The sequence below is a fragment of the Rubellimicrobium rubrum genome (genome assembly GCF_006152115.1).
Lineage (GTDB): Bacteria > Pseudomonadota > Alphaproteobacteria > Rhodobacterales > Rhodobacteraceae > Rubellimicrobium > Rubellimicrobium rubrum.
The window spans coordinates 1-11,882 of sequence record NZ_VDFU01000054.1 but is presented as its reverse complement, the minus strand read 5'-3'; the positions used below and the strand labels follow the sequence as shown (position 1 = coordinate 11,882).

Below are 11,882 nucleotides of genomic sequence, written 5' to 3'. Positions count from 1 at the left end.
CCAGTACCCCCTATTAGGCCGCGTACCATCTTCTAGCCCCTTCCTTTTTTGTCCGACCATTGAGATGCCATACCAATCTAGTTTCGCTGCAACAATCGAGAGGCAGGACTGGGGAGACGCACAGTCTTTGGCGAGTCAGGTGAGCTGCCCAGTCTTGCAGGGTACAAGGGGCAAGTGGGTGAAGCTGGTAGCGGCCCATGCTGCACGCACTCAAGTGACAAGTAGTCCACGGACGCTAGCCAAGCTCGATGAGGGGGTCTATGGCCTATCAATGGGGTCGTGTATCCTCGGAGAGCGGTGCGATTTTCTGTGGTGAACTAGCCTCCGTTTTGACCGGACTCGACGCTACAAGTGAGGGTTCAACCGGGGGCCGCTCGCGTAGCGCCGCGTCCTTTCAACCCCGAGCACTCCGTAGCCAAGATAGGTTCAGATCCGGATTTCAGGTCAGGTCAGAAACCACTATCTCGGGGCTCTCTGGCTGAGAGCCAGCCTAAGGCTGCTCACCTCAGGGCTGAAACCCTGTTGCCTGCGGGTCACGCTTCCGTCACCATAACGGCGAGCGCCGCGTGGACTCGGGTCTAAGCGGTACAGGGAGAACAACCAGGGACACCAACGCCCAGAAATACGAAGACCCGCCAGGGGCGGGCCTCATATCCGGCGAGAAAGCCGGGAAACTGTGTGTGCAAACTCAGCTTCCCATACCTCGCCGGGCGCTTGCAAGAGGATTCTTGCCCCGGGTGAGCTTTGCCTCGCGCGTGGGTGGCCCCGTTTCTGTCGGTCTTCCTCATCATGGAGAACGACGGATCATGTTTAAGACCATCGGGGCGGCCTTGGCCGGAGCCCATGCCGCACGCGCCCGCCAGCCTGTGCGCCGGCACTCGCGTCTGGCTGGCCAGTGCGAGGCTGTGTTTTGGCGCCGGACGGACCGCCGCGAGGTGCGGCGGGTCCTGCTGGCGGCACGCAAGTATGAACTTGCCGGGCGTCAGCCTGGACGGCGGAATGGCCCTCTGGGTCACGTAGCCCTCGAGGTTCTGGAGTTCCTGGTGAATCTTGTGGACTACCGGACGGGGCGGCTTGAGCCATCGCTTGACACCCTCACTCGGAAGCTGCGGCGGTCCAAGGATGCGGTTGTGCGGGCGCTGGCGGCGCTCCGGGCGCATGGCTTTGCGGACTGGATCCGGCGCTTTGAGACGGTCGAGCGAGACGGCCCCGGTCCTCGCATCAGGCAGACCAGCAACGCCTACCGGCTGAGCCTGCCCGCGCGGGCGGCACGACTCCTGGGGATCCAGGGCCAAGACGTGCCCCTGCCCGATGATCTCACCCACGATCGTGAGAGCCAACGCCAGGAGCTTGCGGCCATGAAAGCGGCGCTCAGCCTCAATGATCTCGCGGTGCTCGAGGTGAACGATAGGCTTTTGGGGCGGGCGCTGGCAGAGCTTGGTTGTTCTGTCCAGGAGCGCGAGTCCGCCAGCCGGTCAGAATCCAGATCTAGGGTTTCTTCCTGAGATCAGGATGCCTGGAACGGGCTTTGAAGTGGTTGAGAAAGATATAGAGCAGGTAGCTACTGTCGTGCCTGATCGGAGAAGGCTTGCCTAAGGACAATGATGCGGCGCATCGTTGCGCCTTGATGCTTTGCATCACAATGCACAAGGTGAACAACGGCCTGCAACATGTGGGGAAGGTGATGGAATACACTCTTGCAGACGCGGCAAAGGCCGCAGGAGTTAACCGATCCACACTCTTCCGAGCCATAAAAAGCGGGAAGATGTCTGCTAGGCGCTTAGACGACAAGACTTATCGGGTTGATGCCTCAGAGTTGGCGCGAGTCTATGAGTTGCAACAAGCGATGCATAGGGCAGATGATGCAGTGCACCAGGAAGCACAAGGCCTACAGCTGGACGCACAAGGAGCACAACGGGTTACACAGAACGTTGCAACGGCTGTTGAGTTGGCAGAGTTGCGGGTGAAGGTGGCGCTCCTAGAGCGCGAGCGGGAGGCAATCCTTATAAGGCAGGAAGAGACGATCGCGGATTTACGGAAGCGACTGGACGCGGAGCAAGAAGAACGGCGAGCCCTTCAACGTCTGCTCGCTCCACCAGCTCCGGAGAAGTCTCAGGAGCGCTCTGCGGAGCCGCTGGCAGTGGCCGAGCCCGTCCAGCCTCGGCGGGGCTTTCTGGGCTGGCTGCGGGATAGTCGATAGGGATCCGGACCACCACCCCGCCCTGCATAGGGTTGTGGTCTGGACAAATGGTTTCGCAGGGCAGGGAACACAGGGAGACCATCTGCCCTTCCATAACCTTTGTCGGCACTGGTGGCGGCTCACTGGAACTGGCACGCCCCTGGCGTAGAACGAGTTGCCTGCTCTGATTTAGGCTGTGGTTCTGGCGTGGAGGGGCGGTCCAGGGGGGTGGTGCGGCCCGCAGCTCCATCGGGGCGAGGACCCGGCCCCCTGGACGGACCCGGAGCGCCTGATGCTTTCGCCTGTTCTTTGGGATGCCCGCATCCCAAAGGACTGCCCCGCGGCGAGCGTTCTTCTTTCTCAATCTGCCTGTTCTCTCACGAGGCATTCGCCTCGTTCTGCCCGTGTGTCGCGAACAGGCAGATGGCCGGGTAGCGCTCGGTGGCCTCCCACCAAGTGCCGCCAGTAGCGCGGCAGGTGAACGAGGTCTGAGCGACGGCGCGGGGGACAGTGAAGGCCAGGAAGATGACCAGCGCCAGCGGGATGCCGGCCACCACGGCCCAGGGCTGGACCCGCCAGCGCCCCAGGCGGGCCTCTTCGCGATCGACGATGCGCCAGCGCTCGCGCAGGACGGCCTTGGTGCCGTTCAGCTCCTCCATGGCGTCCACGATCTCGGTCAGGCGGGGGCCCAGGGCGTCCGTGACGGCTTGGGCAGTGGCAGCCGCCACGTGGTCAGGCGAGGTCGCGGCGTGAGCCTGCAGCTGCCCCTTGGCCAGCCAGTCGAGGGTTGCGGTCTGCCTATCGAGGCGGTCGGACAAGATAGCCACGACCTGGCTTAGCAGGTCGAGGGTGTCGCGGAGGTCAGCATCGGGGGAGGTGGGGGCGGCAGGCGGACGAGGGCGCATCAGGTCCTCCGTTGGGATGGAGTGTCAGCGGGAGCGGAAGCTGCGGCCGGGCCTGAGTCAGCTCCCACGTTGTCGGCCCTGTCTCCAGCACTGCCCTCCGGAACCGCATCTCCTGGCGACCACCCTTCGAATGCCTTGCGGTCCTGCTCGCGGGGGAGGTTGTGCACCAGCCGGTCGAGCATCGCAGCGGCGTCCTCATCCCGCGTCGCCAGATCGACCAGGGCGCCACCCAAGATAACCTTCCTGCGGGTGTCGAGCTTGCGGGCTTGCGTGGCGGCTCGGTTCTTCAGAGCCTGGAGGCGAGCCTTGGCTTGAGCATACCTCTTTTCGGCTCGTTCGAGTTCGGTCTCGGCCATGGTGCTCCTCTCCCTGAGATGGCCCGTCCTTTTGCCCGAGTCTGCTCTCAGTTGAGTTGCGTGCAAAGCTTGCACTCGGTAGTCTGGGCCTGACGAACGGATGTGAGAAGGACGCACTTATGCAAACTCTGCGAGTTTGCGTGCGGTCTCCCGGGGGCAGCGCGCCGCTTCCCCCTGCCGACGGCGTCCCCGGTCCGTCGGGCTGGCGCACGCCGGAGCAGGAGGCGCGTCCCGCCCTCCCGCACCCTCTCCGGCCACCCTGCGCGGGTGGATCGCGGCCAGGCGCACCTGCACCGGTTTGCTCGACGCTTGTCGTGCTCCCCGACAGTCCGGACCCGCGTCCCTCGGTGGGGGCTGTGGTCCTTCGGCCGCATCACCCGCAGCGTGGTGGCGCAGCCACGCCGACCCGCGCATCCGGCTCCCAGGCTGCCCCGCCCGTTGCGCCTCACGGACCAGCGCCTAGGCTCGCGGGAGCCTCGCCACGCGCTGCCACGCCTGAGCCTGGCTCGACCGTTCGCCCCGTCTGCGCGGAGCCCGAAGAGCGCTCGCCGCTGGGCAGTCCCCTGCAAGGTTCAGACCTTGCAGGGGAGCCCGGTCAGCGTAAGGCGGTCCAACGGGGTCAAGGGGGCCGGGTCCTCGCCTGCTTGCGCAGGCTGCGGGCCGCACCACCCCCCTTGACCCCGTCTCTCCGCCGGAGTGCCCGGATCCCGGAGGGCTGGCGTGGCTGGGACGCAAGCTGGCGCACGCGGGCTGCGTGCGAGGCCCCGCTCGGTGGCAGGGCTCTGGCTGGCCAGACGCTCGGCCGGCGACCCTACGTCTGGAGGTCGCAAGGCCAGACGGCCCACCCTCGTGCGGGGCAAGGTCGACGCTCGTCTCCGACGCGCATCGCTGTCCGCCGCTTCTCCGCACAAGGGTGAGCTCATGGCCTCTTACCACCTTAGCGTTAAGACCGTGCAACGCTCCGCCGGGCGTTCCGCGACGGCCGCCATCGCCTACCGCACGGCCTCGCGCGTCGTGTGCGAGCGGGAAGGCCGCGTGCACGACTACCGTGCCAAAGCGGGCGTGGAGGCCTCGCTGCTTCTGGTGCCAAAGGACGCGCCGGAGTGGGCCCACGACCGCCAGGCGCTCTGGAACGCCGCTGAGGCCCGCGAGACCCGCTCCAACAGCGTCACCGCCCGGGAATGGGAGCTGGCGCTGCCTGCCGAGTTGGACGCCGAGGGACGGCGCGTGCTGGTGCAGGGCTTTGCGGCCGAGCTGGTGGCCCGCTACGGGGTGGCCGCCGATGTGGCCATCCACGCGCCTCACCAGGACGGCGACCAGCGCAACTGGCACGCCCATGTGCTCACCACCACACGGGTGCTCACCCCTGAGGGCCTGACCGACAAAACCCGGGTGCTCGACGCCAAGCAGACCGGCGGGCCGGAGATCGAGCACATGCGCGCCCGCTGGGCCGAGTTGCAGAACCAGGCGCTCGAGCGGCTTGGGGTGGACGAGCGGGTGGACCACCGCTCCTTGGCGGCGCAGCGCGAGGCGGCGCTGGCGCACGGCGACGAGATCCAAGCCGAGACGCTGGACCGCCCTGCCGAAGTGAAGCTCGGGCCAGTGGTGAGCGCCATCGAGCGGCGAGAGGCGCGGGAAGCGGAGGAGGAAGGGCGCCCCTATGAGCCCCTTACCGAGCGGGGTGCCCAAGTGCACGAGGCCCGGGCCGCGCGGAGCCTGCTGCGGGAGCTGGCGGCTGTGCGCGAGGCGCTTACCCGCGCGATGCAGGAGCGGGTGGAGCTAGCTCGTGAGACCTACGCGCACGCGCGGGAGGAGGGCGCGGACCGAGTGCGGGCGGGCCTCGCGGCCCTGCGAGCGGCGGCGCAACGACACGGGATCGGAGAGGGGCAGACGCACGGGCCAGGGTACGACCAAGAGGACGACAAGCGACAGCAAAGGCAGGAGCGCGCCCGTCAGCAGGAGCGCGCGAGGGAGACGGACAGCATCAAGGACCGGCTCGCGCGTATCCTAGGGCGAGAGGCCCTAGACCACGCCTCGGTGGAGCCCGAAACCGAGCGCAAAAGGCACCAAGCCCCGGCCTAGGAGATGGACCTCATTCGCCAGCGGCTCCAAGCCGTGCTGGCGTGGGAGCGCGCAGCACCGGTGGCCGAGCGGGAGGACCCGTTCGCCCTTGTGGTGGAGCGGCTGCGAGAAGAGGCCGCCGATGCGCCATCCTTTGCCACCGCGCGGGAGGCGCGGACGTTCCGGGAGGAGATGGAGCGGCGCTTCGACGGGGGCACGCTCGCCCGGCTCGGCCAAGGCCATGAGGCGACGCTCTTGCAGGTCGCGGAGGACCGGCTCGACGCGCTGTGCCTGGCGCGGGCATGGCTCGACAGCGGCGGCGAGCCCGCCCGTTCGGAGGTGCGCATGAGCCTGGTCTACGCCATCACTGGCGCGCAGATCGATAGGAAGCGCGAGCGGCTCGGCCACGAGGAAGAGGGGCATAGCTGGGGACTGTGATGTCAGCCCGGCTGCCACGTTGCGCGTGACTAAACACCCAGAACTTCGTGTGTTAGACCGATGCCACTTCGGCGTAGATTGAGACTATCATGTCGATCTTCTTTTCCCAGTCGTATTGATCGACGATCTTGCGGGTGCCGGCCTCACCCATCCGGCGACGCAGATCCGGCTGCCACGATAGTTGAAGGATTGCTGCGCCCAAGCGCTCAACGAAGCTCTCCCTAGGTACAGGCGAGATAAGCATCCCACAGGACTCATCTAGATAATCCGCAGGCCCCCCCCAATCGGTTGCGATCACTGGAAGGCCGAGTGCCATCGCTTCGAGGATCACTGCGCCGCCACACTCACGCACCGAGTTCAGTATCAGCGCATCGGCGTCTGCAACGACCTCTGCGCAGGCGGCCTGCGGCAAATAGCCGTGAAATCGGACGTTTCTCTCGAGGCTCTGATCCTTGACTAACTGCTCAAGATGAGCCCGCTCGGGCCCATCTCCTAGCACATCCAACGTCACATTGGCACCTTGGCGCAGACTTAGCTGGATTGCCTCCAGCGTGAGGTTCACCATCTTCCAGGGAACAAGACGGCCCATAAAGATCAGCCGGAGGCTGCCCTGCACATGACTCGGCAACTTGGCAGGCTGCTTCTGAAAGTGACCGACTTGCCAAGTCGCCAGATCGACCCCGTTCTCCACAAGTACTCGGACGTCGGGATGGCTGGAGAAGGGCAAAGATGCTCGGGTGCGCTCATTTGCCACGAGCAGTACGGCAGCATCTCTCTTGCCGGGCATCGCACGGTTTATGAGCCAAGCCAAGCGGCGGCTCCAAGCAACAAAGTGGCGGGCCCGCGGGCCCTCGAGATCGTCATAGCCGGGTGGGTAGTTCATTCCTCCATTCATCGGCCCAATGATCAAAGGCACCTTGAACCGGTGCAAACCTGACGGTGCAAGCGGCGAGACCGGAGTGGGCTGGTGAATTACGTCAACGTGGCCTTCTCTTACGAGGCGCCGAATGATGATAGAGAGGAATAGGGCGTCTAGGCTAGCAAGAGCCGTACCGAAGATCACCTCTCGGATCAGCCCAGGGAACCTGCTCCCGAACCTCCATACTGCACGATGAGCGGCCGTATCCTCCACAAAGCTTACGGCCGCCAAATCGGATCCGAGATATGCCTCCAGATCATGGCGATTGCGGGCATGAGTTACCAACTTAACTGGATAACCGCGTTTTCGTAGGAGTCGGAAATACTGTAGTGGAAGGAAAGACTCGCCGCCAAAAACTGACGACGCATTGGGAGCAACAATCAGCACTTTAGGAGTATCTTCTGATATTCTTCTCATTCGGCAGTACCCATTCTCCTGCAAGACTGATTCATCTAAGAGGTGTAGATAGCCTTACGAGCCGAAGTGAGAACCGACTGTCCATCCGATCGACTGTGGAAAGCTTGAGCAACTAAGAAGTAGCCTACCTTATTACTAGATTTCAGCATCCCATCCAAGTATGTTCGCAGCAAAACAATGGTGTTGGCAACCTCACATATCGTCAAAGGTGCAGAACTCTGCTCAAGACGCTATGGTTTAGGCCTGTTACTCAGGGGGACTGGAGCGTTGAAGAAAAGGATGACAGCCTGTCTTGAGTCAGAAACGCTTCAATAAGGGCTCAGAACAAAACAGTTGACTCATCGTGAAACTGATTGATGTGGTAGCAGGCTTCGTACCGTCTCAACAGCTAGCGTCCTGGCCTGCCACGCCAGAAGCTTCGCTTCTGATCAAAACGGACGTGGAACAAGGTAGTCAACGCGTGCCAATCCCAATGAGATAGCACTTCTTTGGGTATCGGCTGCCGCCCTAAGTTCTATAGCTTGAAGCCGGCCAGATAATGAACGATGCACGCGCCATCGAAGTTTGAGCGCATACGAAAGGGGTGTTGTTGCGCAATTTGGGCTGCAGCCGAGCCTTCCCCTTTCCCCTTGGGTTCAGTTAACGCGCACGATCTCGGCGGCGTGTCGGTCGGGCTCTCGGAAGGCGATGTGTTCGCCGAAGGACTTGAGGCGGCGTATCTGAGCTTCGATCCGACTCCGGACCTGCTAGCCGGTCCACCACTTCCAGAGCGGCCGGTGTCTGGAGTCGGCCTTCGGTCCTCTTTGTGTATACTCCAGCCGGTCAGGTGCATCGGACAGGTTTGTGCGTCCAAATAGGGTTGCTTTGGTGCATGTCGGACGGTACGGAGGATAGGTCTAGACCCTAGTAGGACATGAACTTACCTCCATGACCCTTTACGGCTATGCTCGCGTGTCCACCGGTGACCAGGACCTTTCGGTGCAGGAGGCGGCACTCCGGGCTGCCGGCTGTCAGGTGATCCGGTCAGAGAAGAAGACCGGCACCCAGCGCGAAGGCCGATCGGAGCTTAACATCCTGCTGCAATTCCTGCGCGCAGGCGACACTCTGGTCATTAGCCGCATCGATCGGCTGGCCCGCAGCCTTAAGGATCTGCAGGACCTCGTCCATGAGCTGAAGATCAAGGGCGTGACACTCAAGGCCACCGAGCAGCCGGTGGACACCTCGACCGCCACCGGCAAGGCGTTCTTCGACATGCTGGGCGTCTTCGCCGAGTTCGAGACCAATCTTCGCCGGGAGCGGCAGATGGAGGGGATCGCAGCCGCCAAGCAGCGAGGCGTTTATACAGGCCGGAAGCCGAAGATCGACCCCGACGAGGTCCGAAGGCTGCACTTAGAGGAGAAGCTCAGCCCTTCGGTCATTGCCCGTCGGCTCGGGATCGCGCGGTCGAGCGTGTACCGGTCTCTGCCTGGGACCCATGGTGTGGAGACTTGAGGACCTACATTCAATTGGCGTGGTAGGCTCTCTGGAGCGGTCTCAACTGGACAGTTCGGCGCTCAGGCCAGCACGACTTCTTCGTCTAAGAGCCGTTGCGAGAGAACCCGATAGATCTCCTCGCCAGTCAAGCGCGAGGGATCAAACCCTGTGGCCGCCGCGATGTCGGCATAACGCGTCACGCTGTCCTCCTTGCCTCTGACATGAGCCATTGATCTTCCCCCGCGTTGGTGGACACGAGGTTAGCTCGCTTCCATCTCGGCCTGTTCGGGGGTGAGATACCTTAGGGCCGAGTGAATGCGAGCTAACCTCGTGTCCACCGAGACAGGTGAAGACTAGATAATACTCTTGCATACAGTAATACTTAGAGTGTTTTGTATCTTCTAGTTGGTGGCGGAGGCGAGCAGACATGGATCTGAAGTATGCCAGACTACATGCTTCCAAGCGCCTGCTTGTACCCTTTTCATCATATATGCGCAGCCACCGAAATAATCTGTTTATTTCAGCCATGAGGCTGCAAGGCGGAGAGCGCGTTATTGATCTTGGGGGAACTGTCGAGTTCTGGGACAGTGTACTGGTACCCTTAAACCTTACTGTGCTCAATCTTCCAGGCGAGCCTCATGACTACTCAAAGAGCTCTCATCATAACGTAAGTTGTGTAGAGGGAGATGCCTGCAAGATTACAAACTACTCTGACCAGAGTTTTGATATTGTCTTTAGTAACAGTGTCATTGAACACGTAGGGGGACCGGAAAAGCAACGTATGATGGCGCGAGAGGTGCGGCGGCTAGCGCCCCGCTACTGGGTTCAGACACCTTCGATTTGGTTTCCAATTGAGGCGCATACCTATATGCCCTTCTGGTGGTTCTACCCTGAACCAGTCAAGGCTTACTTCATGCGCAGTTGGTTTAGAAAATTGCCAGAATGGACGGAAATGATCCAGGGAACCTCCGTGCTCTCTCATCGTGAGATGCGTGAACTTTTTCCTGAGGCTAAGATTATGACAGAGCATCTAATTGGTATTACAAAATCTTATATTGCAGTCCGCGCATAACCGGCCCCCGTCCGTGATGATCTCGACCTCAGGCGTAAGCACGTGCTCAGGCATAAACCTAAGCCTCCATGTCTAGCCCTGAGTGTCCGGTCGAAAGGAGGGCCAGTTCAGGCTCGATATAGGCAGTCTTGGATCCAATTGCCGTGATCCAGTCCCGGAGGCCTTGGGCCACGAACTCCGGCCCGTTGTCGGAGCGAATGTGGCTGGGCACGCCACGTGAGGTATGAACGGATCGGACAGGGCATTAATCACGTCCACGGCCTTGAGTTTGCGAGCCACTCGGATGGCCAGACATTCGTGGGTGAACTCATCGACCACGTTGAGTATCCGGAACTTGCACCTGTTATGCGTCCGGTCCTCGATGAAGTTGTAAGACCAGACGTGGTTCGGGTGCTCAGGCCTGAGCCGGACACATGAGCCGTCAGCCAGCCAGAGCCGTCCCTTCTTGGGCTGCCTAGCGGGCACCTTGAGCCCCTCGCGTCGCCAGATGCGCTCCACTCGCTTCGCGTTCACCACTTAGCCGGCTTGGCACAGCAGGGCCGTGAAATTGCGATAGCCATAACGGCCGTACTCTTGGGCCAGAGTGATGATGTCGGCCGTGGACGTATGTACTTCTGCGAAAGTTGCTCTTCAGCGGATGGGAAGCGCGGCCTCTCTTGCGCAAACGCTCGTAGAACTACTGGGCAGTAGAGAATGTCCCAAGCAGAGCAAGTTCACCCCAGTGATACCAAAGCGCTAGGCCGGTGAGGATCAAACCTAACATGCCATAGATAAGATCGTGCCAAGGATCCCAAGCGCCATGCTGGCGGGCAAGCCTGATCACCAAAGTGTGGGTAATAATTTGGGACAGCCAAACTCCTGCTAAAGCTCCTGGAAGGCCATAGTAGGACAAACCTAGTATGAACAATATTGTTTGCCCCATCGCCTTTGGCAGTAGGAGATGGAAGAGTCCGCGGGAGTCGCCGCGCCCCAGGGCAGCATACTCATAAGTCATCCCGATCAGGTATGGGATGTTCATACAAGCAATCGCTGTGACAACGCTTCCTGCAGCGACGAAGCGCTGGTCATACATTAGTTCTACAAGCCATACTCCAAAGAAGGCCATGACGAATTGCATGGTGAGCACGGTAGCTGTCATCAAGGCACGGGACTTGCGTACCTTAGCATAATTTTCGGCCGACGTGCCCGGTGGGCACTCGCGATGTAGCGGGATCATTACCCGACTCATCACCGCTCCTGCTAGCGCTTGCGGGAAACCTGCCAGAAAATAGCCGATGTTGTAGATTCCCAGCGCCTCTAAGCTGAGGTACTTTCCCAAGATCGCCTTATCACCTTGAATTATTATGAAGCCGCACAGGGTGCTAAGGAAAATCCATTTCCCAAAGGTGATCAGCTCGACGGCCGCGTCCCGTTCCCAGTGGAACCAGTTAGCTTGACCCGGAAGCAAGGTGTGCATGATGACGAGGCGAATGAGCGAGCTCAGGACGCCCCCGATCACTAGGGCCCATGCCGATCCCATAATCCAAACAAGGATCAGCAGCGCGGCTAGACCTACGACCTGTGCCAGTAGATCCAGCACCGTTAAACGTCCCATGGATAGATGGCGGCTGGCTGTCTCGATCCGAGTCGGGTCAAAACCGGAAATGAGCAGGGAGAGTCCGGCGACGGGCAGCATGGCTCTCAATTGGTCTTCGCCATAACCCCACGCTGCGATTACCCCAAGCAGGCAACAGATTAGCCATAGTATTACCCCGCGAATCACCTGGATTGTCCAAGCGGTGTTGATGAAGCTGCGATCATCCCCCCTGGAACTTTGCTGGATAGACGGAGCGATTCCGATATCCGACAGCATGGTCAAACCCACCAAGAAGACGATTATTAGCGCCATCAATCCAAATGCTTCTGGATAGAGAAGGCGTGTCAGGATCAGGTTTGACCCTAGCCGAATTGCTTGTGAAGCGCTGAATCCTAGAAAGATTAATCCGGAGCTGCGTATGAGTCGGACGCCAAGCCCAGTACCCCCTATTAGGCCGCGTACCATCTTCTAGCCCCTTCCTTTTTT

Annotated in this window: 8 protein-coding genes and 1 pseudogene; 5 read left to right on the top strand and 4 right to left on the bottom strand. The window is 61.1% G+C overall.

Going from position 1 to position 11,882, the window contains the following annotated elements:
• The first annotated feature begins 806 nt into the window (after positions 1 to 806).
• Positions 807 to 1,505, top strand: coding sequence for a helix-turn-helix domain-containing protein (locus tag FHG66_RS20535; protein WP_139079016.1), 699 nt, complete (start codon positions 807 to 809; stop codon positions 1,503 to 1,505).
• A 1,051-nt stretch (positions 1,506 to 2,556) separates the two neighbouring features.
• Here FHG66_RS20535 and FHG66_RS20530 read toward each other — a convergent pair.
• Positions 2,557 to 3,084 (bottom strand): hypothetical protein, encoded by a 528-nt coding sequence (locus FHG66_RS20530; RefSeq protein ID WP_139079015.1) that lies wholly within the window; start codon positions 3,082 to 3,084, stop codon positions 2,557 to 2,559.
• A gap of 1,277 nt (positions 3,085 to 4,361) precedes the next feature.
• Here FHG66_RS20530 and mobQ point away from each other — a divergent pair.
• Together mobQ and FHG66_RS20515 are read left to right on the top strand one after the other, a co-directional pair.
• Positions 4,362 to 5,522: a MobQ family relaxase gene (gene mobQ / locus FHG66_RS20520; RefSeq protein WP_139079014.1), complete on the top strand. Its 1,161-nt coding sequence runs from the start codon at positions 4,362 to 4,364 to the stop codon at positions 5,520 to 5,522.
• Between the two features lie 3 nt (positions 5,523 to 5,525).
• On the top strand, positions 5,526 to 5,939 hold the full coding sequence (locus FHG66_RS20515) for a hypothetical protein (RefSeq protein WP_139079013.1): 414 nt from the start codon (positions 5,526 to 5,528) through the stop codon (positions 5,937 to 5,939).
• 52 nt (positions 5,940 to 5,991) lie between these two features.
• Here FHG66_RS20515 and FHG66_RS21780 read toward each other — a convergent pair whose 3' ends face one another.
• Complete coding sequence (locus tag FHG66_RS21780) at positions 5,992 to 6,822, bottom strand: glycosyltransferase family 4 protein (RefSeq protein ID WP_176556378.1); 831 nt, start codon at positions 6,820 to 6,822, stop codon at positions 5,992 to 5,994.
• Positions 6,823 to 8,202: 1,380 nt separating this feature from the next.
• On the opposite strand from FHG66_RS21780, the gene FHG66_RS20505 reads away from it, so the two are divergent.
• Both FHG66_RS20505 and FHG66_RS20500 read left to right on the top strand, forming a co-directional pair.
• Complete coding sequence (locus tag FHG66_RS20505) at positions 8,203 to 8,766, top strand: recombinase family protein (RefSeq protein WP_139079011.1); 564 nt, start codon at positions 8,203 to 8,205, stop codon at positions 8,764 to 8,766.
• 409 nt (positions 8,767 to 9,175) lie between these two features.
• The gene (locus FHG66_RS20500) at positions 9,176 to 9,820 is read left to right on the top strand and encodes a class I SAM-dependent methyltransferase (RefSeq protein WP_139079010.1); all 645 of its coding nucleotides are present in this window, start codon (positions 9,176 to 9,178) and stop codon (positions 9,818 to 9,820) included.
• A 109-nt stretch (positions 9,821 to 9,929) separates the two neighbouring features.
• On the opposite strand, the pseudogene FHG66_RS20495 reads toward FHG66_RS20500, so the two are convergent.
• A pseudogene (locus FHG66_RS20495) lies at positions 9,930 to 10,420 on the bottom strand (DDE-type integrase/transposase/recombinase); the annotation flags it as partial.
• 76 nt (positions 10,421 to 10,496) lie between these two features.
• Positions 10,497 to 11,861: an oligosaccharide flippase family protein gene (locus FHG66_RS20490; RefSeq protein WP_139079009.1), complete on the bottom strand. Its 1,365-nt coding sequence runs from the start codon at positions 11,859 to 11,861 to the stop codon at positions 10,497 to 10,499.
• Positions 11,862 to 11,882: the final 21 nt, after the last annotated feature.